24 protein-coding genes, 1 pseudogene and 1 riboswitch are annotated in these 24,980 nt (G+C 58.6%); of the genes and pseudogenes, 17 read left to right on the forward strand and 8 right to left on the reverse strand.

Going from position 1 to position 24,980, the window contains the following annotated elements:
- Entirely contained in the window at positions 1–1,161 is a 1,161-nt protein-coding gene (locus BM007_RS10860) for a glutathionylspermidine synthase family protein (RefSeq protein ID WP_090418708.1), read from the forward strand.
- A gap of 93 nt (positions 1,162–1,254) precedes the next feature.
- On the opposite strand, the gene ygiD is transcribed toward BM007_RS10860, so the two are convergent.
- Complete coding sequence (gene ygiD, locus BM007_RS10865; RefSeq protein ID WP_090418712.1) at positions 1,255–2,043, reverse strand: 4,5-DOPA-extradiol-dioxygenase; 789 nt, start codon at positions 2,041–2,043, stop codon at positions 1,255–1,257.
- 196 nt (positions 2,044–2,239) lie between these two features.
- Between ygiD and zupT the strand changes: the two genes are divergently transcribed.
- Positions 2,240–3,013, forward strand: a complete 774-nt coding sequence (zupT, locus tag BM007_RS10870; protein WP_024906487.1) for a zinc transporter ZupT — start codon at positions 2,240–2,242, stop codon at positions 3,011–3,013.
- Between the two features lie 32 nt (positions 3,014–3,045).
- On the opposite strand, the gene ribB is transcribed toward zupT, so the two are convergent.
- Positions 3,046–3,699, reverse strand: a complete 654-nt coding sequence (ribB, locus tag BM007_RS10875; protein ID WP_010435670.1) for a 3,4-dihydroxy-2-butanone-4-phosphate synthase — start codon at positions 3,697–3,699, stop codon at positions 3,046–3,048.
- Between the two features lie 106 nt (positions 3,700–3,805).
- Positions 3,806–3,956: riboswitch (FMN riboswitch) on the reverse strand.
- Between the two features lie 119 nt (positions 3,957–4,075).
- Here ribB and ubiK point away from each other — a divergent pair.
- On the forward strand, positions 4,076–4,372 hold the full coding sequence (ubiK, locus tag BM007_RS10880) for a ubiquinone biosynthesis accessory factor UbiK (protein ID WP_014071796.1): 297 nt from the start codon (positions 4,076–4,078) through the stop codon (positions 4,370–4,372).
- An 80-nt stretch (positions 4,373–4,452) separates the two neighbouring features.
- Here the strand turns inward: ubiK and hldE are convergent, their stop codons facing one another.
- Genes hldE through BM007_RS10895 form a run of 3 tightly spaced genes read right to left on the reverse strand, consistent with a single transcriptional unit; the run spans position 4,453 to position 10,102 of the window.
- Positions 4,453–5,883 carry a bifunctional D-glycero-beta-D-manno-heptose-7-phosphate kinase/D-glycero-beta-D-manno-heptose 1-phosphate adenylyltransferase HldE gene (hldE, locus tag BM007_RS10885; RefSeq protein WP_003862540.1) on the reverse strand — a complete coding sequence of 477 codons (1,431 nt, stop codon included), beginning with the start codon at positions 5,881–5,883 and terminating at the stop codon, positions 4,453–4,455.
- A gap of 40 nt (positions 5,884–5,923) precedes the next feature.
- Complete coding sequence (gene glnE / locus BM007_RS10890; RefSeq protein ID WP_090418718.1) at positions 5,924–8,779, reverse strand: bifunctional [glutamate--ammonia ligase]-adenylyl-L-tyrosine phosphorylase/[glutamate--ammonia-ligase] adenylyltransferase; 2,856 nt, start codon at positions 8,777–8,779, stop codon at positions 5,924–5,926.
- Positions 8,780–8,800: 21 nt separating this feature from the next.
- Positions 8,801–10,102 carry a CYTH domain-containing protein gene (locus BM007_RS10895; RefSeq protein WP_090418721.1) on the reverse strand — a complete coding sequence of 434 codons (1,302 nt, stop codon included), beginning with the start codon at positions 10,100–10,102 and terminating at the stop codon, positions 8,801–8,803.
- 229 nt (positions 10,103–10,331) lie between these two features.
- Here BM007_RS10895 and BM007_RS10900 point away from each other — a divergent pair, with 229 nt between their 5' ends.
- A complete protein-coding gene (locus tag BM007_RS10900) occupies positions 10,332–10,952 on the forward strand; it encodes a TIGR04211 family SH3 domain-containing protein (RefSeq protein ID WP_024906484.1) in 621 nt (206 codons plus the stop codon).
- A 60-nt stretch (positions 10,953–11,012) separates the two neighbouring features.
- Positions 11,013–12,254 carry a multifunctional CCA addition/repair protein gene (locus BM007_RS10905; protein ID WP_032650479.1) on the forward strand — a complete coding sequence of 414 codons (1,242 nt, stop codon included), beginning with the start codon at positions 11,013–11,015 and terminating at the stop codon, positions 12,252–12,254.
- A 10-nt stretch (positions 12,255–12,264) separates the two neighbouring features.
- Here the strand turns inward: BM007_RS10905 and bacA are convergent, their stop codons facing one another.
- Together bacA and folB are read right to left on the reverse strand one after the other, a co-directional pair.
- Positions 12,265–13,086: an undecaprenyl-diphosphate phosphatase gene (gene bacA / locus BM007_RS10910; protein WP_048990523.1), complete on the reverse strand. Its 822-nt coding sequence runs from the start codon at positions 13,084–13,086 to the stop codon at positions 12,265–12,267.
- A 105-nt stretch (positions 13,087–13,191) separates the two neighbouring features.
- Positions 13,192–13,560 carry a bifunctional dihydroneopterin aldolase/7,8-dihydroneopterin epimerase gene (gene folB, locus BM007_RS10915; RefSeq protein ID WP_032645073.1) on the reverse strand — a complete coding sequence of 123 codons (369 nt, stop codon included), beginning with the start codon at positions 13,558–13,560 and terminating at the stop codon, positions 13,192–13,194.
- A gap of 107 nt (positions 13,561–13,667) precedes the next feature.
- Here folB and plsY point away from each other — a divergent pair, with 107 nt between their 5' ends.
- The 10 genes from plsY to ureG all read left to right on the forward strand — a co-directional run bounded on the left by plsY (position 13,668) and on the right by ureG (position 21,440).
- Entirely contained in the window at positions 13,668–14,288 is a 621-nt protein-coding gene (gene plsY, locus BM007_RS10920; protein ID WP_023309216.1) for a glycerol-3-phosphate 1-O-acyltransferase PlsY, read from the forward strand.
- A gap of 84 nt (positions 14,289–14,372) precedes the next feature.
- On the forward strand, positions 14,373–15,839 hold the full coding sequence (locus tag BM007_RS10925) for an MFS transporter (RefSeq protein ID WP_048990527.1): 1,467 nt from the start codon (positions 14,373–14,375) through the stop codon (positions 15,837–15,839).
- A 115-nt stretch (positions 15,840–15,954) separates the two neighbouring features.
- Complete coding sequence (locus tag BM007_RS10930; protein WP_090418724.1) at positions 15,955–16,782, forward strand: urease accessory protein UreD; 828 nt, start codon at positions 15,955–15,957, stop codon at positions 16,780–16,782.
- A 10-nt stretch (positions 16,783–16,792) separates the two neighbouring features.
- Positions 16,793–17,095 carry an urease subunit gamma gene (locus BM007_RS10935; RefSeq protein ID WP_090418727.1) on the forward strand — a complete coding sequence of 101 codons (303 nt, stop codon included), beginning with the start codon at positions 16,793–16,795 and terminating at the stop codon, positions 17,093–17,095.
- Between the two features lie 10 nt (positions 17,096–17,105).
- Positions 17,106–17,420 (forward strand): urease subunit beta, encoded by a 315-nt coding sequence (locus tag BM007_RS10940; RefSeq protein WP_024906478.1) that lies wholly within the window; start codon positions 17,106–17,108, stop codon positions 17,418–17,420.
- The gene (ureC, locus tag BM007_RS10945; protein WP_090418730.1) at positions 17,413–19,116 is read left to right on the forward strand and encodes an urease subunit alpha; all 1,704 of its coding nucleotides are present in this window, start codon (positions 17,413–17,415) and stop codon (positions 19,114–19,116) included. The genes BM007_RS10940 and ureC overlap by 8 nt, the downstream gene beginning before the upstream one ends.
- A 9-nt stretch (positions 19,117–19,125) precedes the next feature.
- Positions 19,126–19,590, forward strand: a complete 465-nt coding sequence (gene ureE / locus BM007_RS10950; protein ID WP_090418735.1) for an urease accessory protein UreE — start codon at positions 19,126–19,128, stop codon at positions 19,588–19,590.
- Between the two features lie 9 nt (positions 19,591–19,599).
- Complete coding sequence (locus BM007_RS10955) at positions 19,600–20,139, forward strand: HupE/UreJ family protein (RefSeq protein ID WP_090418738.1); 540 nt, start codon at positions 19,600–19,602, stop codon at positions 20,137–20,139.
- Positions 20,139–20,813: an urease accessory protein UreF gene (locus BM007_RS10960; protein ID WP_090418741.1), complete on the forward strand. Its 675-nt coding sequence runs from the start codon at positions 20,139–20,141 to the stop codon at positions 20,811–20,813. The genes BM007_RS10955 and BM007_RS10960 overlap by 1 nt, the downstream gene beginning before the upstream one ends.
- A 9-nt stretch (positions 20,814–20,822) precedes the next feature.
- Entirely contained in the window at positions 20,823–21,440 is a 618-nt protein-coding gene (gene ureG, locus BM007_RS10965; protein WP_024906473.1) for an urease accessory protein UreG, read from the forward strand.
- An 87-nt stretch (positions 21,441–21,527) separates the two neighbouring features.
- On the opposite strand, the gene tsaD is transcribed toward ureG, so the two are convergent.
- Positions 21,528–22,541, reverse strand: a complete 1,014-nt coding sequence (gene tsaD / locus BM007_RS10970; RefSeq protein WP_032650276.1) for a tRNA (adenosine(37)-N6)-threonylcarbamoyltransferase complex transferase subunit TsaD — start codon at positions 22,539–22,541, stop codon at positions 21,528–21,530.
- 236 nt (positions 22,542–22,777) lie between these two features.
- On the opposite strand from tsaD, the gene rpsU reads away from it, so the two are divergent.
- On the forward strand, positions 22,778–22,993 hold the full coding sequence (gene rpsU / locus BM007_RS10975; protein ID WP_001144069.1) for a 30S ribosomal protein S21: 216 nt from the start codon (positions 22,778–22,780) through the stop codon (positions 22,991–22,993).
- 114 nt (positions 22,994–23,107) lie between these two features.
- Positions 23,108–24,911 (forward strand): annotated as a pseudogene (dnaG, locus tag BM007_RS10980) (DNA primase).
- Positions 24,912–24,980 lie beyond the last annotated feature (69 nt).

A 24,980-nucleotide genomic window follows, 5' to 3' on the forward strand; every position in this document is an offset into this window, starting at 1 on the left:
ATGGAACGAGTCAGTATCACCGAGCGCCCGGACTGGCGTGAAAAAGCCACCGAGTACGGTTTTAACTTCCATACCATGTACGGCGAGCCGTACTGGTGTGAAGACGCTTACTACAAGCTCACGCTGGCCCAGGTTGAGAAGCTGGAAGAGGTGACGGCCGAGCTGCATCAGATGTGCCTGAAGGTCGTGGAAAAGGTCATCGACAGCGACGAGCTGATGGCAAAGTTCCGCATTCCGAAGCACACCTGGAGCTTTGTCCGCCAGTCGTGGAAAACAAATCAGCCTTCGCTTTACTCTCGCCTGGATCTGGCGTGGGACGGCAAAGGTGAACCGAAGCTGCTGGAAAACAACGCCGATACCCCAACGTCCCTGTACGAAGCGGCGTTCTTCCAGTGGATCTGGCTGGAAGACCAGGCCAATGCCGGAAACCTGCCGGAAGGCAGCGACCAGTTCAACAGCCTGCAGGAGAAGCTGATCGAGCGCTTCGCCGAGCTGCGCGAGCAGTTTGGCTTCAACCTGCTGCATCTTGCCTGTTGCCGCGACACGGAAGAAGACCGTGGCACGGTTCAGTATCTGCAGGACTGCGCTGCCGAAGCGGAGGTGGCGACCGAGTTCCTCTATATCGAGGATATCGGCCTGGGTGAAAAAGGTCAGTTTACGGATACGCAGGATCAGGTGATCAGCAACCTGTTCAAGCTCTACCCGTGGGAGTATATGCTGCGCGAGATGTTCTCCACCAAGCTGGAAGACGCGGGCGTGCGCTGGCTGGAACCGGCCTGGAAGAGCATTATCTCTAACAAAGCCCTGCTGCCGATGCTCTGGGAGATGTTCCCGAATCACCCGAACCTGCTGCCGGCGTATTTTGCGGAAGATGATTACCCGCAGATGGAGAAATACGTCGTTAAGCCGATCTTCTCCCGCGAAGGCGCGAACGTGTCGATTATCGAAAACGGTAAGACGCTGGAAGCGGTTGAAGGGCCGTACGGCGAAGAAGGGATGATCGTCCAGGAGTTCTATCAACTGCCGAAATTTGGCGACAGCTATACGCTGATTGGCAGCTGGCTCATCAACGATCTGCCAGCCGGAATTGGCATTCGCGAAGATCGCGCGCTGATCACGCAGGATCTGTCGCGGTTCTATCCGCATATTTTTGTGGAGTAAGACTGCGGCCTGATGCCCTCACCCCAGCCCTCTCCCACAGGGAGAGGGTGCACACACTAAAAACGGCAACCTGAAGTTGCCGTTTTGCTTTTATTACCCCACCTGCACCGACAGCATACTCAGACTCCCCATCTCAATACCGTCAACCGGGATCGTAACCGGCTCCTGACCATCCCACGCGCCAAGCACGTACAGCAGCGGCAGGAAGTGTTCCGGCGTCGGGTTAGAGAGCGAACCGCCCTCATGATCCAGATAGTTCACCAGCGGATGCTCCTCAGCCGAACCCTGCCAGGTCAGGTTCGCTTTAACGTAGTCGTTAAAAGCGGTCGCCCATGGATATGGCGTGTTTTCACCGTGCCAGCGCGCCGTACGAAGGTTGTGCACCACGTTGCCGCTTGCCACCAGCATGATGCCTTCATCACGAAGCGTTGCCAGCTTGCGGCCCATCTCCAGATGCCAGGCGGCCGGTTTGGTGCTGTCGATGCTCAGCTGCACCATCGGGATATCCGCATCAGGATACATTTTAATCAGCACGCCCCACGAGCCGTGGTCAAAACCCCAGGCTTCTTTATCCAGCGTTACAGGGACAGGCGCCAGCAGATCCACCAGCCTTTGTGCCAGCTCAGGCGAGCCGGGGGCTGGATAGTGCGTGTCATACAGCGCCTGCGGGAAGCCGCCAAAATCATGAATGGTCTTTGGCGCTTCCATGGCGGTCACGCCCGTTCCACGGGTGAACCAGTGCGCGGATACCACCACAATCGCTTTTGGACGCGGCAACGTCTCGCCCAGGCTACGCCATGCGCGGGTATAGACGTTGTCTTCCAGAACGTTCATAGGGCTGCCGTGACCTAAAAACAGGGCTGGCATACGGGAAGAAGTCATGGTGATATCCTTACAGAAGGTGTCAATTTAATGGTGCTACATTACGCGCAATCCGGCAAAGATGAACGCAGATAAGCGTGAAGATCATCATCAGGAAATTTGAATGTAAGGAATATGTAAAGCCGGGGTTCGCCCCTCGCTTTGCCAGAAATGAATCATTTATATTAATGAGAATCATTATCACAAGGAGTTATGCATGTCAGTCCCCTTGATCCTGACCATACTCGCGGGCGCTGCGACCTTTATCGGTGCGATCCTCGGCGTACTTGGTCAAAAGCCCTCTAACCGCGTACTGGCCTTCTCGCTGGGCTTTGCTGCCGGGATCATGCTGCTCATCTCCCTGATGGAGATGCTGCCTGCCGCGCTGGGCACAGAAGGCATGTCTCCGCTGCTGGGCTACGGCATGTTTGTCTTTGGCCTGCTGGGATACTTTGCCCTCGACCGTATGCTACCGCACGCGCATCCGCAGGATTTAATGCAGAAAAACGTGACGCCTATGCCGCGCAATATCAAGCGTACAGCCGTGCTATTAACGCTTGGTATCAGTCTGCATAATTTCCCGGAAGGGGTCGCCACCTACGTGACGGCCAGCAGCAATCTGGAAATGGGCTTTGGCATTGCGCTGGCGGTCGCCTTACACAATATTCCTGAAGGACTGGCCGTCGCCGGACCGGTATATGCCGCCACGGGCTCGAAACGCACCGCGGTGTTCTGGGCAGGTATTTCCGGAATGGCCGAAATCCTTGGCGGCGTGCTGGCCTGGCTGATCCTTGGTAGCCTGGTCTCTCCGGTAGTGATGGCGGCGATTATGGCAGCGGTAGCCGGGATCATGGTTGCACTTTCGGTGGATGAACTGATGCCGCTGGCGAAGGAGATAGATCCTAACAACAACCCCAGCTATGGCGTGCTGTGCGGAATGTCGGTGATGGGATTAAGCCTGGTTCTGCTGCAGACCGCAGGAATCGGGTAAAAAAACGCCGGGATATCCCGGCGTTTTTATTATCAGCTGGCTTTGCGCTCGTGCGCCTGGCGATACTCCACCAGATCTTCAATCGTGACCACCGGCATGTTGTGCAGACGCGCAAAGGTGATGCACTCCGGCGCGCGCGCCATAGTGCCGTCATCGTTGGTCAGTTCACACAGCACACCCGCAGGTTTGAAGCCCGCCAGCGTCACCAGGTCGATGGTCGCTTCGGTGTGACCGCCGCGGGTCAGGACGCCGCCCGCCTGCGCGCGCAGTGGGAAGACGTGGCCTGGACGATGCAGATCGGATGGCTTCGCACCGTCAGCAATCGCGGCACGTACGGTGGTCAGACGGTCAGCCGCAGACACACCGGTGGTCACGCCATGCGCCGCTTCAATAGTCACGGTAAAACCGGTACCAAAGGCGCTGGTGTTGTTTTCGACCATCATCGGCAGCTCGAGCTGCTTACGACGATCTTCGGTAATACACAGGCATACGATGCCGCTGCCGTGACGGATGGTCAGCGCCATCTGTTCAACGGTCATGTTTTCGGCGGCGAAAATCATGTCGCCTTCGTTTTCACGGTTTTCATCGTCAAGCACCATCACACCGCGGCCTTCGCGCAGTGCATCCAGTGCATGTTCAACACGTTGAGTTGAAGTGCCAAAAGAGGAAAGTAGCGTCTGATTCATGGTAAAAAAACCTCATTAACATTATGGTTACCAGAATCAGGGCAGTCTTAGGAGCGCCGTATAAGCGGCAAAAAGATAACGTGAGCGGGCCCATGCCCGACTGGATCGTTACTCTCTCCCATCCGGACTCTAACCGTCGGCCCCGGAATTACACCGGATCTGCTGACCTTTGAGTTTTCACCCAAAGCGCTCGCGGGCTTTCAGCGTCACGCTGATTTACCGCCGGTGGGGAATTTCGCCCCGCCCTGAGAATAAGCGAGATAACTATAACGCTATTGATTATCCTGGGCAATGCATAAGCATCAAACAATTTTGTTTACCCCGGGCATGACGCGCTACAATGGACACTAACACCTTTCCATCAAGGGAAACGACAATGATTGACCCGAAGAAAATTGAGCAGATCGCGCGTCAGGTTCATGAATCCATGCCAAAAGGCATTCGTGAATTTGGTGATGACGTTGAGAAGAAAATCCGCCAGACGCTGCAGGCGCAGTTGGTTCGCCTTGATTTAGTCAGCCGCGAAGAGTTTGACGTGCAGACCCAGGTTCTGCTGCGCACCCGCGAGAAGCTGGCGCTGCTGGAACAGCGTCTGACCGAGCTGGAAAACCGCAATGCGCCGGAAGAAGTGAAGCCAGCACCGGCCATTCCACCGGTGGATGACCAGGAGTAAGTGCGGCCTGATGCCCTCACCCCAGCTCTCTCCCACAGGGAGAGGGTGAAAAAATAAACGGGCCAGCTGGCCCGTTTTTCTTACTGACTGTCTTTCTGGATCTTCTTGATGATGTTGGTGGTGGAACACCCGTCCTCAAAGTTGAGCACCATCACTTCACCGCCATTGGCCCAGACCTCTTCGCTGCCCGCGATTTGCTCCGGCTTGTAATCCCCGCCTTTTACCAGCAGATCCGGCAGAATACCGGCAATCAGACGCTGCGGTGTGTCTTCTTCAAACGACACCACCCAGTCCACGGCTTCCAGCGCGCCGAGCACGATCATCCGCTGCTCAAGCGGGTTCACCGGACGCGTTTCACCCTTCAGGCGTTTCGTCGACGCATCGCTGTTGACCGCCACAATCAGGCGATCGCCCAGCTTGCGCGCATTCGCCAGATAGGAGACGTGGCCCGCGTGCAGGATGTCAAACACACCGTTGGTCATCACCACTTTCTCACCGCGCTTGCGCGCGGCGGCGACGGCCACTTTAAGCTCGTCTTCGGTCATGACGCCAAAACCGGTGTCCGCACGGCCGCGCACCGCGTTTTCCAGCTCGATTGGGGAAACGGTTGAGGTACCGAGTTTACCGACGACCACACCCGCCGCGGCGTTAGCGAAGTAGCACGCCTCTTCCAGGGAGTTTCCTGCGGCCAGAGTCGCCGCCAGCACGCCGATCACCGTATCACCGGCACCGGTCACGTCGTACACTTCCTGCGCCTGGGTTGGCATATGCAGCGGCGCCTTGCCCGGCTGCAGCAGCGTCATCCCCTGCTCGGAGCGGGTCACCAGCAGCGCGGACAGCTCAAAGTCAGCAATGATCTTCATGCCGCGCTCAACCAGTTCTTCCTCAGTTTTGCACTTGCCCGCCACCGCCTCAAACTCGGAGAGGTTTGGCGTCAGCAGCGTCGCGCCGCGATAGCGCTCAAAGTCGGTGCCTTTCGGGTCGATCAGCACCGGCACGCTGGCTTTACGCGCCAGCTGGATCATCGTCTGCACGCTCGCCAGCGCGCCTTTCGCGTAGTCGGACAGCACCAGCGCGCCGATATTGCCCAGCGCCTGGTTAATGCGCTCGTGCAGCGGCTCGGGATCAACGCCTTCGAACCCTTCTTCAAAGTCGAGGCGGATCAGCTGCTGGTTGCGAGACAGCACGCGCAGCTTGGTGATGGTCGGGTGAGTCGGAACAGAAACGAAGTCGCACTTCACGTTCACGTCCGCCAGCGACTTACTCAGCGCGCGCGCCGCATCGTCGATGCCGGTCAAGCCCACCAGACGCGAGTGCGCGCCCAGAGAGGCAATGTTCATCGCCACGTTTGCCGCGCCGCCGGGACGCTCTTCAATGGTGTCGACCTTTACCACCGGTACCGGTGCTTCCGGAGAGATGCGGCTGGTCGGTCCATACCAGTAGCGATCCAGCATCACATCCCCAACAACCATTACCCCAGCACGTTCAAACTCTGGCAGTGTTACTTTCATTCCTGACTCCAGAAAGATTCACAATTTGCGCGCGATAATATCACACTTGATTTGTTACGCACGGTTCCACCAGCCACTTCTGCCAGCTGGCCGTTACCTGAGCACGTTCATGAGCAAAACAGTCCAGCGCCACATGCCCCGGTTCCTCCTGCAGCGCCAGGTGATGAAGCTCATCGCGCAGCGTGGTGTAGGCGCGGGTTAAGGCCTGCGCCTCCTGTTCGTCCATGATGTCGTTTTGCGCCAGCAGTTCCAGAATGCGCACGTTATCAGACCAGCGGGTCAGCTTCGGCTTGTCGTGGGCGTGGAGCAGCACCAGATACTGGGTAATGAACTCAATATCGGTGATCCCGCCCTCGTCGGCTTTGATATCAAAACGATCGCGGTGTTTATTGCCGAGATGCGCGCGCATTTTCTCGCGCATCTCGCGCACTTCGGTCTGCAGCGTACTGCCCTCGCGCGGGGTGGTCATGACGTCCTTACGAATGGCATCGAACTGCGTTTTGAGCTGCGGATCGCCATACACCACGCGGGCGCGCACCAGTGCCTGATGCTCCCACGTCCAGGCTTCATTCTTCTGGTAATCGGCGAAGGATTCCGTTGAGGTCACCAGCATGCCCGCCGCGCCGGACGGACGCAGGCGCGCATCGACTTCATACAAAATGCCCGACGAGGTGCGGGTGCTGAACAGGTGCATGATGCGCTGCGCCAGGCGCAGGTAGAACTGACGCCCGTCAATCTCGCGCTCGCCGTCGGTCATCACGTCAACCGGGCAGTCGTGCAGGAAGATTAAATCCAGATCGGAGCTGTATCCCAGCTCCCAGCCGCCAAGCTTGCCGTAACCGACCACGGCAAACCCTCGCCCCTCACGGTCAGCAAGGTGCTTCGGCTGGCCGTAGCGGGCCACCATCTGCACCCACGCCTGCTGCACTACCGCGTCGATGATCGCCTCCGCGAGCCAGGTTAAGTGATCGCTCACTTTCATCACCGGCAGCGTTCCGGCGATATCCGCAGCCGCCACGCGCAGCATCTGCGCCTGCTTAAACTGCCGCAGCGCCTCCAGCTGCTGCTCTTCGTCTTCTTCCGGCACGCGCAGCAGATACTGACGCAGCTCGTCCCGGTAGGCATCCGTCGCCGTGGGTTGATACAGGGTGTTCGGGTCGAGCAGTTCATCCAGCAGCAGCGGATAGCGCGCCAGCTTGTTGGCCACCATCGGCGAGGCGGCGCAGAGCGTAATCAGATGCTTCAGCGCCCCCGGAAACTCGCTCAAAAGTTCAAGGTACGTGGTGCGCGTGATGATCCCGCTCAGCAGCGGCATCATGCGCGACAGCGGCACCGGCGCATCCGCCCGCGAGCAGACCTCGCTCAGCAGGTGCGGCATCAGGTGATCCAGCACCTGACGGCCGCGCGGGCCGATGGCGCGTTTGTTCAGCTCAAGACGGAAATCGGCGATCAGCGCCACCACGCGATGGCGCGCGTCGTCGGTTAAGTGCGTCAGCACCGGCGTGGTGTCATCTTCCTGGAGCGCATCCTGCCACAGCTCGCGCCAGTGCTCGGAAAGCGCATCGTCCTGCGATTCGCTTTCGTCATCACCGATCAGTTCGTTAAAGATGCGGCGCACGCCTGCCATATGGGCATCGAGCCGTTCGGTCAGCGTTGACCAGTCGTCCACGCGCATCCCCCAGGCCAGACGCGCCCGATTAAGGTCATCCCCCGGCAGGGTCTGAGTCTGTTCGTCGTTGATACTTTGCAGCAGGTTTTCCAGACGACGCAGGAACAGATAGGCCTCGCGCAAGGTTTGCGCGTCGCCGTCCGGCAGCAGGTGCAGCTGCTCGATGGCGCTCAGCGTCGGCAGCAGTGAACGGGACTGTAACGACGGCTCACGCCCGCCGCGAATCAGCTGGAAGACCTGGACGATAAATTCGATTTCGCGAATGCCGCCCGCGCCAAGCTTGATGTTGTCCTTCAGCCCACGACGGCGAACCTCACGGGCGATCATCCCTTTCATATTGCGCAGGGACTGGATGACGCTGAAGTCGATATAGCGACGGAACACGAACGGGCGCAGCATGGCGCGCAGCTCGTTGGCGTAGGCGTCGTCGCTGTCGCCCATGATCCGCGCTTTAACCATCGCATAACGCTCCCAGTCGCGCCCCTGCTCCTGGTAATAATCTTCCAGCGCGGCAAAGCTCAGCACCAGCGGGCCGCTGTCGCCAAACGGACGCAGGCGCATGTCCACACGGTAAACAAAACCGTCCTGCGTGGGCTGATCCAGCGCCTTAATCAGACGCTGACCGAGACGGGTAAAGAACTGGGCGTTGTCCAGCTCGCGACGGCCGCCGCGCGTGGAGCCGTTCTCAGGCCAGGCAAAAATCAGGTCGATATCGGAGGAGAAGTTCAGCTCGCAGCCGCCCAGCTTGCCCATCCCCAGAATCAACAGCGGCTGAGGAACCCCTTCCTCGCTGCACGGCGTGCCCCACTCTTTACAGCAGGCGGCGTAGAGCCAGTCGCGCGCGGCGACAATCAGCGTTTGCGCCAGCTCGCTTAGCTGCTGCAGCGTACTCTCTTCGCTCACCAGCTCCAGCGCCTGAGCCCAGGCAATGCGCACCATCACCCGACGGCGGAACTGACGCAGGACGCGCATCAGCGTCGTCTCATCCGCTACGTCTTCGAGTGCGGCATGCAGCCAGCCGGCATAGTGCCGCCACTCGTCCGCCTGCGGCGGTGCGTTCTCAAGCTCAGCCAGCCAGTCCGGGAAGACGGTGATGCTTTCCTGCACAAAATCACTGAAGGCGAGCACGCTTTTCGCCTGCTCGCTTAAGGATGACGCCGGTAATGATTCAGGCAGACGTTCGCACACGGTCTGCCACTGCTGCTGTAACGGTGAAGAAAGCGGCATTTTAGGGGTTCCTTGCCAGAGTTAACGTTTTCCGCTGTGCAGCCAGAACGGCTCCTGCGAAATGGCCTCGTTACGGAAATGCTCGATCTCAATATGCTGGCGGGTTTCGATGGCATGCTTCAGCCCCTGCCAGTTTTCCAGCCACGCCTGCGCCAGTGGCCCGTCGTAGGCACCGGAAAGGAGCAGCATGCTGTCGATGTTGCGCGACAGACGGGGAAGCTGATCGCCATACTTATCGCCGAGCGGATAGGCAAAGGTGCTCTTCAGTTCAGCGGCATGACGGGAAAGATGAATATCCGCGAAACGCTTAAAGTTTTCCGCGATTTTGGCCTCTGCTTTCGCATCCAGGAAGGCGCGCCAGCCGCGCGTCACCAGAAACTCGGTCAGCGCCAGTTTTGCCGTGGCGGTTTGCGGGCTGTAGATCGCCGTTTGCGCCGAGACATCGGAGAGCATCAGCGTTTCGGTCTGCGTCAGCAGGTCACGTAAGTGAGCGCTCGCTTTGCGAGGAACAATACCGCCGAACAGCGCAAGGGTATGGCGCACCAGAGCAATCGCCGCCAGCACGTGGGATTTGGCGTTTTTCACATTCCGCACCCACAGCTCTTCATGGTATTGCCACTGAGAAAGCGCCAGCTCCAGCGCGGCTTCCAGACCCTGTTCAACGCTGGCTTTCGGCGCAACGTGCAAAATGGTCGTCTCTTTCAGCACGCGCGGCGCATTTCCGGCGGCCAGATGGTAACCTCGCGCGGCTTTACTCAGGCTTCCCTGACGTAATCCGGACTGGTTTACCAGCCTGCGCGCCAGCTTCAGCACGTCATTGGCGTCCCCTTCCAGCAGCTCAAGCTCCAGTTCGCAAATCGGTTCCTGGAACTCACCCGCCTTCACGTCCCCCAGATCGAGGGCAATTTCGATGCGGCTTTTACCTTCCGTCACCAGCCATTTTTCGCGCCAGAAATCGGTGCTGAACAGCGGCTGCACCTGTTCCGCCAGCGTGGAAGGCAGCTCGCCTTCCGGCCAGACCTCCGCCGGAAAACGTTCCAGCTCAAGTTCTGGCTTGCTGATGTCGATATTGTATTCCGGGCGCTGATGTAAACCGCCGACCACGCGGCCGGCAATTTTCATCGTCATCTCGTAGCGCCCGCCCGCGCCGCGGATACGCAGCCCCATATCGTGGCGGCGCAGCCAGTTGTCTGGCGTTTCGTAATAGATATTAAGCAGCTGTACCGGTGCATGGTGTTCGCCGGAAAGCGTATGCAGATGCTGGCGGAGTGCGTCAACGCTGTCTTTTTCGACGATAAACTTTAATTCGATTTCTTGTGCCATAGCCTTGTACTTTTGCGTGCGTCACAGACGCGTCAATGAGGGCGAACTTCCTCGCCATTTGTTTGTCAGTACATAGTATTTTGCGCCAAATTGCCATGCAATGAGCAATTTGTCGGGCGTAAATGTGTAGAGTCGTGACACAGATGATTCTGATTGCTGACGAATGCTTTGCGTAGAGACACTGTTGCCACTACTATCGTTCCACTATTTATGAAAATAACGACTAATGATGCTTAAATTACGCCTGATTGGACTTACTTTACTCGCTTTTAGCGCCGCAACCGCCGTGCACGCTGAAGAAAAGCGTTACGTTTCTGACGAACTGAACACCTGGGTACGCAGTGGCCCCGGAGATAATTATCGCCTCGTGGGCACGGTAAATGCCGGCGAGGAAGTCACCCTGTTACAAACCAATGCGGACACCAACTACGGTCAGGTTCGCGACAGTACCGGTCGTACTTCCTGGATCCCGCTGAAAGAGTTGAGCACCGTGCCAAGCCTGCGCACGCGCGTGCCGGATCTGGAAAACCAGGTGAAGACCCTGACCGACAAGCTGAACAACATCGACGGCACCTGGAACCAGCGCACCGCTGAAATGCAGCAGAAAGTGGCGCAAAGCGACGGTGTGATTAACGGCCTGAAAGAAGAGAACCAGAAACTGAAAAACGAGCTGATTGTCGCGCAGAAGAAAGTGAATGCCGCCAACCTGCAGCTCGACGACAAACAGCGCACCATTATCATGCAGTGGTTTATGTATGGCGGTGGCGTGCTGGGCGTGGGTCTGGTACTGGGTCTGGTCCTGCCGCATCTGATCCCAAGCCGTAAGCGTAAAGACCGCTGGATGAACTAATTCGTCTTCTCTGCCAGACTTACGTATCATTCTGGAAAAGAGAAAACGGGAGAGTTGGGCGTGAAGAGTTATCTGGTCGGTGGTGCGGTACGTGATGCGTTGTTAGGTCTGCCGGTCAAAGATAAAGACTGGGTGGTGGTTGGCGCCACCCCTGAAGAGATGCTCGACGCGGGCTACCAGCAGGTAGGCCGCGATTTTCCCGTGTTCCTGCACCCGAAAAGCCGTGAAGAGTATGCCCTGGCGCGTACCGAGCGGAAATCGGGCTCGGGCTATACGGGCTTCACCTGCTATGCCGCGCCGGACGTGACGCTGGAGCAAGATCTCCTGCGCCGCGATCTCACCATCAACGCGCTGGCGCAGGACGAGCACGGGCAGATCGTTGACGCCTATGGCGGTCAGGACGATCTGCGCAACCGTCTTTTACGTCACGTCTCCCCGGCGTTTTCTGAAGATCCGCTCCGCGTGCTGCGCGTGGCGCGCTTTGCCGCGCGTTACGCCCATCTCAGTTTCCGTATTGCCGATGAGACAATGGCGCTGATGACCGCCATGACCGAGGCGGGCGAGCTGGAACACCTGACGCCAGAGCGCGTCTGGAAAGAGACGGAAAATGCGCTCACCACGCGTAACCCGCAGGTCTTTTTCCAGGTCCTGCGCGACTGCGGCGCGCTGAAGGTGCTGTTCCCGGAAATAGACGCGCTGTTTGGCGTACCTGCCCCGGCAAAATGGCACCCGGAAATTGATACCGGCGTACACACACTGATGACCCTGAGCATGGCGGCCATGCTCAGCCCTGACGTGGACGTGCGCTTTTCCACCCTGTGTCACGATCTCGGCAAAGGCTTAACGCCAAAAGAATTCTGGCCTCGCCACCACGGGCACGGTCCGGCAGGGGTGAAGCTGGTCGAGGGGCTGTGCCAGCGTCTGCGCGTGCCGAACGAGATCCGCGATCTGGCGAAACTGGTTGCCGAATTCCACGATCTGATCCACACCTTCCCGATCCTGAAACCGGCCACCATCGTTAAGCTTTTCGATAACATCGACGCCTGGCGCAAACCCCAGCGCGTGGAGCAAATCGCGCTGACCAGCGAAGCTGACGTGCGCGGGCGTACCGGGTTTGAAGCGTGCGACTACCCGCAGGGACGTTTACTGCGTAAAGCCTGGGAGGTGGCGAAAGCGGTGCCGACGAAGGACGTTGTCGAGGCGGGATTCAAAGGACCGGAAATTCGCGAAGAACTCACGAAACGGCGAATTCAGGCGGTGTCTGACTGGAAAGAAAAGCATTGCCCTCAGCCAAAAGACTGAGGGCCATCGGTCAGAAGAAGACCACGTACACCGCAGCCGCGACGATAAAGCGATAGATCGCGAACGGAATAAACGAGATACGCTTAATCAACTGCAGGAAGGTTTTGATGGCAATCAGCGCCACGATAAACGCGGTGATGAAGCCAACGGCGAACATCGGAATGTCGCCAGCCGTCAGGAAGTGATAGCTCTTATAGACGTCGAGTACAGTAGCGCCCATCATCATCGGCACTGCCAGCAGGAACGAGAACTCTGACGCGGCGTAACGGCTTACGCCCATCAGCATCCCGCCGGAGATGGTAGCGCCTGAACGTGAGAAGCCCGGCCACAGCGCCAGACACTGGAAGCAGCCAATGATAAACGCCTGACGATACGTCATATCGTCCAGCCCTTCCGCGCGCGGCGTTTTTGGCTTCAGCACTTCCGCGGCGATCAGCAGGAAGCCTCCCACCACCAGCGCGTACATCACGTTAATCGGGTTAAACAGAGATTTGATGGCGTCGTGGAAAACCAGGCCCAGCGCCACCGCCGGGACCATCCCGAGCAGAATATGGATCAGCGACAGGCGACCTTTACTCATCCCTTCGTGCTGCGGCGGACGGCCAAAATGGATACCAATCAGACCAAACAGACGGCGCCAGAACATCACGACCACCGCCAGAATCGAACCCAGTTGGATCACCACTTCAAACGTTTTTGCGGTATCCCCTTCAAAGCCCAGCAGATGGCCAACGATAATCATATGGCCCGTACTGGACACCGGCAAAAACTCCGTCAATCCTTCGACCACACCCAGTATTGCCGCCACCAGCAGCGAGTGCATATCGCTCATCTATAAACCCCTAAAAAGATATAAAAAAACGGTGTCCCACACGGACAACCGATAAGATACAGTCCTGAGACCGGTATAACCTAAATTGGTTTAGCAATTATGACGTTAATTCTTGCCTTTCAGATTTGTGCCACGCTCAATGATGACGCCAACGTTGGCGGCGCGCGCCACCGCGCCCGGTTTGCTCAGCTTGATGCGCACCCACGGTGAGTTGAATTTTTTCAGCAGCAATTCTGCGACTTCTTCAGCCACCCGTTCGACCAGCGCAAAACGTTGCCCTTCCACATGGTTGATGACCGTTTCACTGATGTCGGCATAGCTCAGACAGTCGTTCACGTCATCGCTTTTTGCCGATTTGCGGTTATCCCAGCCCATTTCGATATCGAACACCAGTTTCTGCTCGATGGTCTGTTCCCAGTCGTAAACACCAATAGTGGTGATTACCGAAAGTTGCTCTATAAATACAATATCCATCACGACCTGCCTGCTTTTTGGCTAAACCGGATACCACTTCCGGCGAATTATGCGTATTATCCACAGATGCTGAGAATACAGATACATTTTCAAAACGGAACAGCGTTATGAGTGCAATCGCGCCTGGAATGATCCTCCTCGCCTATCTTTGCGGCTCAATCTCCAGCGCCATTCTGGTCTGCCGCATTGCCGGGTTACCTGACCCGCGTGAAAATGGTTCCGGGAATCCGGGGGCGACCAACGTACTACGAATTGGCGGCAAGGGAGCAGCCGTAGCGGTTTTGATTTTTGATGTTCTGAAAGGGATGCTACCCGTCTGGGGCGCGTATGCGCTGGGCGTCACGCCGTTCTGGCTGGGGCTCATTGCTATTGCTGCCTGCGTCGGCCACATCTGGCCCGTATTCTTCGGCTTCAAAGGTGGTAAAGGTGTGGCGACCGCCTTTGGTGCCATTGCCCCCATTGGCTGGGACTTAACCGGCGTCATGGCCGGGACCTGGCTTCTGACCATTCTGCTGAGCGGCTATTCGTCGCTGGGCGCTATCGTCAGCGCGCTGATCGCCCCGTTCTACGTCTGGTGGTTCAAACCCCAGTTCACCTTTCCGGTGTCGATGCTCTCCTGTCTTATCCTGCTGCGTCATCACGACAATATCCAGCGCCTGTGGCGTCGTCAGGAGACCAAAATCTGGACGAAGCTCAAGAGGAAGAAAAAAGACGCTCCGAAGGGTTAGTTATGCCTTATAGCCAAATGTGATTTTGGTCACCTTCTGCCTGTGGTAACTGTTAGGGACACAACACAACCACATAAGAAGAAAATGGCTGAAATCACAGAATCTACTCCCCTTTCAACGGCAGGTATTCCCCCTGATGGCGACATCCAGTGGGTGCGCAGTGCATCGGATGTATCACGTCTCGTTAATGACGGTTCTCAGGGCCGGGCAAACGCCCGTATCGTAGTCGGTATCGCGCTGGGCGGAATTTTCCTTGATGCCTACGATCTGGGCGCGCTGGCATTCGGCATTAAAGACATCACCCGCGAATTTAACCTGACGCCCGCCGGTACCGGTATGGTGGCCTCGGCCATTACCTTTGGCGCCATTGTCGGGGCGCTGCTTGGCGGCTATCTCACGGATAAAATCGGGCGCTACCGCGTGTTTATGGCTGATATGGTGTTCTTCGTGGTGGCCGCCATCGCCTGTGCACTGGCCCCGAACGAATATGTGCTCGCGGGCGCCCGCTTTGTGATGGGGCTCGGGGTCGGGATCGACCTTCCCGTAGCGATGGCGTTTTTAAGCGAGTTCGCCAGGCTGAAAGGGCCCGGTAATAAGGCCTCCAGCGTCGCGATGTGGTGCCCCACCTGGTATGCCGCCATCAGCATCTCCTACCTGCTGGTGCTTTTCTTCTACGCCGTGCTGCCGGAAAGCCACAGCGACTGGCTGTGGCGTTTGATTCTCGGCTTTGGCGCGGTGCCCGCGCTGGTGATTATCGCCATCCGCAGCCGCTACATGAGCGAATCGCCGGTCTGGGCGGCGAATCAGGGCAACCTGAAAGAGGCGGCGTCCATTTTACGCCAGTCGTATAACATCAATGCCCACGTGCCGCAGGACGCGCTCAGCCAGCCCGCACCTGTCGTGAATAAAGCGAAATGGTCAAACTATCTGAACCTGTTCCGCGGCATCTACTTACGCCGCACGACGCTCGCCACGCTGCTGTCCGTCGTCTCCTCGTTTGCCTATAACGCCGTGGCGTTTGGCCTGCCGGTGATCATCTCCAGCTTCTTTGTCCAGTCGATGCTCACCACCATCCTGATATCTCTGGCGCTTAACCTGCTGTTTGCCTTCGTTGGCGGACTGCTGGCGGTACGCTACGTACCGCGCTTCGGCGCCTGGCGGATGTCGCTTGCGGGTTATGCCTGCCAGCTGGTCGCGCTGCTGGGACTGGCGCTGATTGGTCGCCCTGAAGGCGCCACCGAGGGCGTTCTCGCCGTGGCGATGCTGGCGCTATTCCTGTTCGGTCAAGGCTTTGGCCCGGGCGCGCATACCATGACGTTCGCCTCGCTGAGCTACCCGACCTCGCTGCGCGGCGTTGGCGTGGGCCTTAACCAGACGCTGATGCGCAGCAGCTCGACGCTGTCGCTGTTCTTGTTCCCGCTACTGGTCGCCTCGCTGGATACCGCCGTGTTCTGGGTAATTGCGCTGGCGCCGTTTATCGGCCTGGCATCGCTGCTGGCAATCCGCTGGGAGCCGTCCGGGTATGATGTGGATGCGGAGGATTACCGCTAGTCCCGCAAACCGGCTCACAAGAGCCGGCTTTTTTATCCATAAGCGACTCATATGACAGCCTTCATTTCTGCCAGGGCATACTGAAAAGACCCGATGATGAGCAGATGGATGCAGCATGTTAGCAGCTCAGGTCACTGATAATTCGTACAAAGGCTGGCTGGCGTCGCTTGCCCTGCAGTTTTGTCACACCCCTGAGAAAACCCTCCTGCACTCCGCTCATCACGTCGGGCCGCTTACCGTTCAGCGTCCATTTTATCCCGAAGGCGAGACCTGCCACCTCTATCTTCTGCACCCGCCGGGCGGGGTTGTGGGCGGGGATACGCTGGATATCACCGTGCGTCTGGACGCCAAAAGCCATGCGCTTATCACCATGCCCGGCGCCAGCAAGTTCTATCGTAGCAGCGGCCCGCAGGCTCGCCTGCATCAGCACTTTTATCTCGATGAGGGATCCACGCTGGAGTGGCTGCCGCAGGACACCATTATCTTCCCCGGTGCGAATGCCGCGCTGCGCTCCGTCTTCCACCTGAAGGCCTCCAGCACGCTGCTGGCGTGGGAGCTGTACTGCCTGGGACGACCGGTAATCAATGAGACCTTCAGCCACGGCACGCTGGAGAGCCGCCTTGAAGTCTGGGTTGAGGACGAGCCACGCCTGATTGAACGTCAGCACCTTGCCGACGGCGATCTCACGCCCGTCGCCGGGCATCCGTGGATTGGCACGCTGCTGTTCTACCCGGCCAAAGAAGCACATCTCGACGCGGCGCGTGCACTGCTCGCCCCGCTGGATACGTTTGCGGGCGCCACGCTCGCAGACGATCTCATGTCGGTGCGCTTTCTCTCCCACGATAACCTGATTTGTCAGCGGGTGATGCGCGACGTCTGGCAGTCGCTTCGCCCGCTTCTCACCACCAAAACCGCCTGTTCGCCGCGTATCTGGCAGACATAAGAGAAACGTTATGGAACTGACCCCCAGAGAAAAAGACAAGCTGTTGCTGTTCACCGCTGCGCTGGTTGCCGAACGCCGCCTTGCGCGCGGGGTAAAGCTCAATTACCCGGAATCGGTCGCGTTGATCAGCGCCTTCATCATGGAAGGCGCGCGCGATGGTGAAACCGTCGCCTCGCTGATGGAGGCAGGCCGCCACGTCCTGAGCCGCGACCAGGTGATGGAGGGCGTGCCGGAGATGATCCCGGATATCCAGGTGGAAGCCACCTTCCCGGACGGTTCCAAGCTCGTCACCGTCCACAACCCGATCGTCTAAGGAGCGCATGATGATCCCAGGCGAATACCAGATCCAGCCCGGCGCGATTGCGATCAACGTCGGGCGCGAAACCCAAACCGTGATTGTCGAAAATCACGGCGACAGGCCGATCCAGGTCGGATCGCACTATCACTTTTACGAGGTCAACCCAGCGCTGAAGTTTGACCGTGAGGTGACCCGAGGCTACCGGCTGAACATCCCGGCAGGCACCGCCGTGCGCTTTGAGCCCGGCCAGAAGCGTGAAGTAACGCTGGTTCAGGTCACGGGTGCGCAGCGCATTGTCGGCTTTCGCGGCGAGGTGATGGGCGAGGTGAAACATGGCTGAGATTTCGCGCCAGGCCTATGCCGATATGTTCGGCCCCACCACCGGCGATAAAGTGCGGCTGGCCGACAGCGAGCTGTGGATTGAAGTGGAAGACGATCTCACGATCTACGGCGAAGAGGTCAAGTTCGGCGGCGGGAAGGTGATCCGCGACGGCATGGGCCAGGGGCAGATGACCGCAGACGACTGCGTGGATCTGGTGCTGACCAACGCGCTGATCGTCGATCACTGGGGGATCGTGAAAGCCGATATCGGCGTCAAGAACGGGCGGATTTTTGCCGTCGGCAAAGCCGGCAACCCGGACATTCAGCCCGGCGTGACGATCCCGATTGGCGCGGCAACGGAAGTGATTGCCGCCGAAGGGAAGATCGTCACCGCAGGCGGGATCGACACCCACATCCACTGGATCTGCCCGCAGCAGGCGGAGGAGGCGCTTGTCTCCGGCGTCACCACCATGATCGGCGGCGGCACCGGACCCGCAGCGGGCACCAACGCCACCACCTGCACGCCAGGGCCATGGTATATCGCCCGCATGCTGCAGGCCGCCGATACGCTGCCGGTGAACATCGGCCTGCTCGGCAAAGGTAACGGATCCAATCCGGACGCCCTGCGCGAGCAGATTGCTGCGGGCGCCATCGGGCTTAAAATCCACGAAGACTGGGGCGCGACGCCTGCGGCGATCAACTGCTCGCTGGAGGTGGCCGAAGAGATGGACATTCAGGTGGCGCTGCACAGCGACACGCTGAACGAGTCCGGGTTTGTCGAAGATACGCTGGCCGCCATTGGCGGGCGCACCATCCACACCTTCCACACCGAAGGGGCGGGCGGTGGCCACGCGCCGGATATCATCACCGCCTGCGCGCACCCGAATATTCTGCCCTCCTCCACCAACCCGACGCTGCCCTACACGGTGAATACCATCGACGAGCATCTCGACATGCTGATGGTTTGTCATCACCTCGACCCGGATATCGCCGAGGACGTGGCGTTTGCCGAATCCCGCATTCGTCGGGAGACCATCGCCGCCGAAGACGTGCTGCATGACATCGGCGCGTTCTCGCTCACGTCGTCAGATTCGCAGGCCATGGGCCGCGTCGGGGAAGTGATTATCCGTACCTGGCAGGTGGCGCACCGCATGAAGGTCCAGCGCGGCGCGCTGCCGGAAGAGACCGGCGAGAACGACAACTTCCGCGTGAAGCGCTACGTCGCCAAATACACCATTAACCCGGCGCTGACCCACGGTATCGCCCATGAAGTGGGTTCGATTGAGGCGGGCAAGCTGGCGGATCTGGTGGTCTGGTCCCCGGCGTTCTTCGGCGTCAAACCCGCCACCATCGTCAAGGGCGGGATGATCGCCTGCGCGCCAATGGGGGATATCAACGCTTCAATCCCCACGCCGCAGCCGGTGCATTACCGCCCGATGTTTGGTGCGCTGGGCGCCGCGCGCCACGCCACCCGACTGACGTTTGTCTCGCAGGCGGCCAGTGCGAACGGCATCCCGCAGCAGCTCAACCTGCAAAGCGCCACCGCGGTGGTAAAAGGCTGCCGGACGGTGAAAAAGGCGGACATGATCCACAACGGCCTGCAGCCGAATATCACCGTCGACTCGCAAACCTACGAGGTGCGTGTTGACGGCGAACTGATTACCAGCGAACCGGCTGACGTTCTGCCGATGGCGCAACGCTATTTCCTGTTTTGAGGAGTGATGATGATCTATTTAACCCAACGCCTGGACCATGCGCATCAGACTACCGCCAGCGTCACGCTGCCGATTGACGTGCGGGTGAAAAGCCGCGCCCGCGTGGCGCTGAACGACGGCCGCGAAGCCGGGCTGATGCTGCCGCGCGGCCTGCTGCTGCGCGGGGGCGACCTGCTGACTACCGACGACGGCAGCGAGGTGATCGAAGTGATCGCCGCCCCGGAGTCGGTCTCCGTGGTGCGCTGCGCCGATCCGTTCCTGCTCGCCCGCGCCTGCTACCACCTGGGCAACCGCCACGTGCCGCTGCAGATCATGCCCGGCGAGCTGCGCTATCACCACGACCACGTTCTCGACGACATGCTGCGCCAGTTCGGGCTGGACGTGGGCTACGCCAGCCTGCCGTTTGAACCGGAAGCGGGCGCTTATACCAGCGGTGCCCACAGCCACGGCCATTCTCACGCTCATTCACATTAAGGATCCATCATGCGCAAGTATTTACCGCTGTTACTGCTGGCTTTTTCCGTTCCCGCGCTCGCGCATCCCGGCCACGGCGCCGACAGCTTTCAGGCCGGTTTTCTCCACCCGCTGACCGGGCTCGATCATCTCCTGATGCTGACCGGTGCAGGCGTGCTCTCGGCGCTGAGCGGCCGCAAGCTCCTGCTGCCGTTTGCCACCCTCGGGATGATGCTTGTCGGCGCTATTGCGGGCAGCCTGCTCGGCGGCTTCAGCGGCATGGAGATGCTGATTATCGCCTCGCTGGCGGTCAGCGGCGTGATGATGTTTAAAACGGAAAATCGTCTGCTGCTGGCGGTGCCTGCCCTGGCGATGTTCCACGGCTGGGCGCACGGCGTGGAGATGTCCGGCCACAGCTTCTGGCTCTTCACCAGCGGCTTTATGCTGGCCAGCGCCGCGGTGCTGTGCGCCAGCTTTGCCGCAGGGCTGCTGCTGCGCCGTCACGACGGTCTGCGTAAAACCTTCGGCGGCGGGCTGATTGTCTCCGCCCTGCTGGCGCTGATGAGCTGATGGAGCACGCCCGCCAGAGGCTGCGCCTGATGCAGCTCTCCAGCAGCAGCCTGCCGGTCGGGTCGTTTACCTGGTCGCAGGGGCTGGAGTGGGCCGTTGAGGCGGGCTGGGTCACGGACGCCGGGGCCTTTAAACGCTGGCAAATACAGCAGATTGAGCAGAGCTTTTTCTGCGTCGATCTGCCGCTGTTTATCCGTCTTTATCAGGCCTGTGAGCAATCCTCTCTTACAAATGCAAAACGCTGGACGGCATACCTTCTCGCCTGCCGTGAAACGCGCGAGCTGCGCGAAGAGGAGCGCAACCGTGGGGCGGCCTTTACGCGACTGATTAAGAGCTGGGAACCTGACTGTCCGCCCGAATGGCTGCCGCTGTTTATGCAAAGCCAGCTCTGCGGCATGGCCTGGCTCGGCGTACGCTGGGGCATTAGCGTGCGCGAGCTGGCGCTGAGCCTTGGCTACAGCTGGATTGAGAGCGCGGTGATGGCAGGCGTCAAGCTGGTGCCGTTTGGGCAGCAGGCCGCACAGCAGCTGATTATCGAACTGAGCGATCGCTACGCCGCTGGTTTTGAACAGGCATTTTTACGTCGCGACGACGCGCTGGGGGCAGCAACGCCGCTGTCCGCCATCGCCTCCGCGCGCCACGAAACCCAATATTCTCGACTATTCCGTTCCTGAGGAGTCAATATGGCTGATTACAAACATCCCCTGCGCGTGGGCGTAGGCGGCCCGGTAGGGTCGGGCAAAACCGCGCTGCTGGAAGCGCTCTGCAAGGCGATGCGCGATACCTATCATCTTGCGGTGGTGACCAACGATATCTACACCAAAGAGGATCAGCGCATTCTGACCGAGGCGGGCGCGCTGGCGCCGGAGCGCATCGTGGGCGTGGAGACGGGCGGCTGTCCGCATACCGCTATCCGCGAAGACGCCTCAATGAACCTGGCGGCGGTGGAAGCGCTCAGCGAGAAGTTCGGCAATCTGGATCTGATCTTCGTTGAAAGCGGCGGGGATAACCTGAGCGCGACGTTCAGCCCGGAGCTGGCGGATTTGACTATTTACGTGATCGACGTGGCCGAAGGGGAAAAAATCCCGCGCAAGGGCGGGCCGGGGATCACCAAATCCGATTTTCTGGTGATCAACAAAACCGATCTCGCGCCGTACGTCGGTGCGTCGCTGGAGGTGATGGAGCGCGATACCAACCGCATGCGCGGCGAGCGTCCATGGACCTTTACCAACCTGAAGGCGGGGGACGGTTTAGCGACGATTATTGCGTTTCTGGAAGAGAAAGGGATGCTGCGGGTGTAGTGCGGTTTGTTGCCGGGTGGCGGCTTCGCCTGACCCGGCCTACAAAACCGTAGGCCCGGTAAGCGCAGCGCCACCGGACAAAAAAACTCACGCCTCAGGCAGTTCCGCCAGCGGCCAGCGCGGACGCACGGACACGCTCAGGTCGGACGTTGCGCCAGCGTTCAGGCGCACCATACCCGCGTAGGCGATCATTGCCCCGTTATCGGTACAGAATTCCGGACGGGCATAGAACACTTCCCCGCGACGCTTTTGCATCATCTCGGCGAGCTTCGCGCGCAGCGTACGGTTGGCACTCACGCCGCCCGCCATCACCAGACGCTTGAAGCCGGTCTGATCCAGCGCGCGCTTGCACTTGATCATCAGCGTATCCACCACTGCGTCTTCAAACGCGCGGGCGATATCGGCGCGGGTCTGCTCGCTGTCATCGTTATTGCGGATCGTATTGGCCGCGAAGGTTTTCAGCCCGGAGAAGCTGAAGTCCAGCCCCGGACGGTCTGTCATCGGGCGCGGGAAGACAAAGCGCCCTTCCGTTCCCTGTGACGCCATTTTCGACAGCATCGGCCCGCCAGGGTAATCGAGTCCCAGCAGCTTGGCGGTTTTGTCGAACGCTTCACCGGCGGCATCGTCGATTGACTCGCCCAGCAGCTCGTATTTGCCAATGCCCGTTACGCTAATCAGCTGCGTGTGACCGCCGGAGACCAGCAGCGCCACAAACGGAAATTCAGGCGGATTCTCTTCCAGCATCGGCGCCAGAAGGTGCCCTTCCATATGGTGAACCGGGATCGCTGGCACATCCCACGCGAACGCCAGCGAACGGCCAACCGTTGCGCCAACCAGCAGCGCACCGACCAGGCCCGGGCCTGCGGTATACGCCACTGCATCAATCTCTTTTGCCGTTAATCCTGCTTCTTTCAGCGCCGCCTGAATCAGGGGAACCGTTTTACGCACGTGGTCACGAGAGGCCAGTTCAGGCACGACGCCGCCGTAGTCAGCGTGCAATTTCACCTGACTATACAGCTGGTTGGCCAGAAGCCCTTTTTCGTCGTCGTAAATGGCGATGCCGGTTTCATCGCAGGATGTTTCAATACCCAGTACACGCATGACTTGTTTTACCTCGTTTCAATACCGCGCAGTGTAGAGCCTGGGCGGGTTGATGTAAAACTTTGTTCGCCCCAGGAAGAAGGCTCGTGTATACTCCTCACCCTTATTAAAGTCCCTTTCAAAATCGCATCGGTGCTTTACAAAGCAGCAGCATTTGCAGTAAAATTCCGCACCATTTTGAAATAAGCTGGCGTTGATGCCAGCGGCAAACCGAATTTATTAAAGGTGAGAGTTACATGCCGGTAATTAAAGTACGTGAAAACGAGCCGTTCGACGTAGCACTGCGTCGCTTCAAACGTTCATGCGAGAAAGCAGGTGTTCTGGCTGAAGTTCGTCGTCGTGAGTTTTATGAAAAACCAACGACCGAACGTAAGCGCGCTAAAGCTTCCGCTGTGAAACGTCACGCGAAGAAACTGGCTCGCGAAAACGCACGCCGTACTCGTCTGTACTAATTGGTTGAGGGCCTCAGCCCTCAATTGACAGACAGAGTAATAGTCGTAAGGCCGTGCTTCCGGAAGGAATGCGCGGCTTGTTTTCGTTTATAAGTCGCTTAAATTTTGGGGCATATGGCCGGAAGAATCCCACGCGTTTTCATCAATGACCTGCTCGCCAGAACCGACATCGTCGATCTCATCGACGCGCGGGTAAAGCTGAAAAAGCAGGGCAAGAATTACCATGCGTGCTGTCCGTTCCATAACGAAAAAACCCCCTCCTTCACCGTAAACGGTGAAAAGCAGTTTTACCATTGCTTCGGCTGTGGTGCTCACGGTAATGCCGTTGATTTTTTAATGAACTACGACAAGCTCGAGTTCGTTGAAACCGTCGAAGAGCTGGCGGCGATGCATAACCTTGAAGTGCCGTATGAAGCAGGCAGTGGGCCAAGTCAGATCGAGCGCCATCAACGGCAAACGCTGTATCAACTGATGGATGGCCTGAATTCGTTTTACCAACAGTCTCTTAAGCACTCTGCGGCTGAGCCTGCGCGTCAGTATCTGAACAAGCGCGGACTGAGCGACGATGTCATTGCGCGTTTCGCTATTGGCTACGCCCCGCCCGGCTGGGACAACGTGTTAAAGCGTTTTGGCGGCAATAGCGAAGATCGTAAATCTCTCATCGATGCAGGCATGCTGGTCACCAACGACCAGGGACGAAGCTACGACCGCTTCCGCGAACGGGTGATGTTCCCAATCCGCGACAAGCGAGGCCGGGTAATTGGTTTTGGTGGTCGCGTGCTGGGTGATGCCCTGCCGAAGTACCTCAACTCCCCGGAAACCGATATTTTCCATAAAGGCCGCCAGCTTTACGGTCTTTATGAGGCGCAGCAGGATAACGCGGAACCTCCGCGTCTTCTGGTCGTCGAAGGCTATATGGACGTCGTTGCGCTGGCGCAGTACGACATCAACTACGCGGTGGCGTCGTTAGGAACGTCCACGACAGCGGATCACATTCAGCTGCTGTTCCGCGTGACCAACAACGTGATTTGTTGTTACGACGGAGACCGCGCCGGACGCGACGCCGCCTGGCGCGCGCTGGAAACCGCGCTACCCTATATGACCGACGGGCGTCAGCTGCGCTTTATGTTCCTGCCCGACGGTGAAGACCCGGATACGCTGGTGCGTAAAGAGGGCAAAGCGGCGTTTGAAGCGCGGATGGAGCAGGCTCAGCCGCTCTCCACGTTTTTGTTTAACAGCCTGATGCCGCAGGTCGATTTGAGTACCCCTGACGGGCGCGCGCAGCTCAGCACGCTGGCGCTGCCGTTAATCAGCCAGGTGCCCGGCGAAACGCTGCGCATTTACCTGCGTCAGGAGTTAGGCAACAAGCTCGGCATTCTGGATGACAGCCAGCTTGAACGTTTAATGCCTAAACAGGCTGAAAACGGCGCGGTTCGCCCCGCGCCTCAGCTAAAACGCACAACCATGCGTATACTGATAGGGTTATTGGTGCAAAACCCCGAACTGGCGCCACAGGTGCCGTCGCTGGCGGGTTTGAACCACGAAAAATTGCCCGGACTTGGCTTATTTTCAGAACTGGTCAACACGTGTTTGTCTCAGCCAGGTCTGACCACCGGACAACTTTTAGAACATTATCGCGGCACAAAAGAGGCCGCTACCCTTGAAAAATTGTCGATGTGGGACGATATAGCAGATAAGGACATTGCAGAAAAAACGTTCACCGACTCACTCAACCATATGTTTGATTCGATGCTTGAGCTGCGCCAGGAAGAGTTGATAGCTCGCGAGCGCACACACGGTTTAAGCAGCGAAGAACGCCGGGAGCTCTGGATGATTAACCAGGAACTGGCGAAGAAATAAAAAATTTAACGGCTTAAGTGCCGAATATCGATCGGGAAGCCCCCGGCAGCCGCACTGAGAGGCAGCGGCAAAAATATAAGTACGCCCTCGCTTTAAAGGTTGGCAGCCCCATCGCCGACACCAATCA

This window comes from Enterobacter sp. NFIX59 (assembly GCF_900113755.1).
Taxonomy (GTDB): Bacteria; Pseudomonadota; Gammaproteobacteria; order Enterobacterales; family Enterobacteriaceae; genus Enterobacter; species Enterobacter pseudoroggenkampii.

Bases quoted from the DNA above. Each gene is read 5' to 3' on its own strand.
- hldE (WP_003862540.1), bottom strand. From the start codon at position 5,883: ATGAAAGTAACACTGCCAGAGTTTGAACGTGCTGGGGTAATGGTTGTT.
- bacA (WP_048990523.1), bottom strand. From the start codon at position 13,086: ATGAGCGATATGCACTCGCTGCTGGTGGCGGCAATACTGGGTGTGGTC.
- ureE (WP_090418735.1), top strand. From the start codon at position 19,126: ATGATCTATTTAACCCAACGCCTGGACCATGCGCATCAGACTACCGCC.
- ureG (WP_024906473.1), top strand. From the start codon at position 20,823: ATGGCTGATTACAAACATCCCCTGCGCGTGGGCGTAGGCGGCCCGGTA.
- tsaD (WP_032650276.1), bottom strand. From the start codon at position 22,541: ATGCGTGTACTGGGTATTGAAACATCCTGCGATGAAACCGGCATCGCC.
- ygiD (WP_090418712.1), bottom strand. From the start codon at position 2,043: ATGACTTCTTCCCGTATGCCAGCCCTGTTTTTAGGTCACGGCAGCCCT.
- ribB (WP_010435670.1), bottom strand. From the start codon at position 3,699: ATGAATCAGACGCTACTTTCCTCTTTTGGCACTTCAACTCAACGTGTT.
- BM007_RS10925 (WP_048990527.1), top strand. From the start codon at position 14,373: ATGGCTGAAATCACAGAATCTACTCCCCTTTCAACGGCAGGTATTCCC.
- ureC (WP_090418730.1), top strand. From the start codon at position 17,413: ATGGCTGAGATTTCGCGCCAGGCCTATGCCGATATGTTCGGCCCCACC.
- BM007_RS10900 (WP_024906484.1), top strand. From the start codon at position 10,332: ATGCTTAAATTACGCCTGATTGGACTTACTTTACTCGCTTTTAGCGCC.
- BM007_RS10940 (WP_024906478.1), top strand. From the start codon at position 17,106: ATGATCCCAGGCGAATACCAGATCCAGCCCGGCGCGATTGCGATCAAC.
- zupT (WP_024906487.1), top strand. From the start codon at position 2,240: ATGTCAGTCCCCTTGATCCTGACCATACTCGCGGGCGCTGCGACCTTT.
- BM007_RS10930 (WP_090418724.1), top strand. From the start codon at position 15,955: ATGTTAGCAGCTCAGGTCACTGATAATTCGTACAAAGGCTGGCTGGCG.
- plsY (WP_023309216.1), top strand. From the start codon at position 13,668: ATGAGTGCAATCGCGCCTGGAATGATCCTCCTCGCCTATCTTTGCGGC.
- glnE (WP_090418718.1), bottom strand. From the start codon at position 8,779: ATGCCGCTTTCTTCACCGTTACAGCAGCAGTGGCAGACCGTGTGCGAA.
- BM007_RS10860 (WP_090418708.1), top strand. From the start codon at position 1: ATGGAACGAGTCAGTATCACCGAGCGCCCGGACTGGCGTGAAAAAGCC.
- BM007_RS10895 (WP_090418721.1), bottom strand. From the start codon at position 10,102: ATGGCACAAGAAATCGAATTAAAGTTTATCGTCGAAAAAGACAGCGTT.
- BM007_RS10960 (WP_090418741.1), top strand. From the start codon at position 20,139: ATGGAGCACGCCCGCCAGAGGCTGCGCCTGATGCAGCTCTCCAGCAGC.
- BM007_RS10955 (WP_090418738.1), top strand. From the start codon at position 19,600: ATGCGCAAGTATTTACCGCTGTTACTGCTGGCTTTTTCCGTTCCCGCG.
- rpsU (WP_001144069.1), top strand. From the start codon at position 22,778: ATGCCGGTAATTAAAGTACGTGAAAACGAGCCGTTCGACGTAGCACTG.
- ubiK (WP_014071796.1), top strand. From the start codon at position 4,076: ATGATTGACCCGAAGAAAATTGAGCAGATCGCGCGTCAGGTTCATGAA.
- folB (WP_032645073.1), bottom strand. From the start codon at position 13,560: ATGGATATTGTATTTATAGAGCAACTTTCGGTAATCACCACTATTGGT.
- BM007_RS10935 (WP_090418727.1), top strand. From the start codon at position 16,793: ATGGAACTGACCCCCAGAGAAAAAGACAAGCTGTTGCTGTTCACCGCT.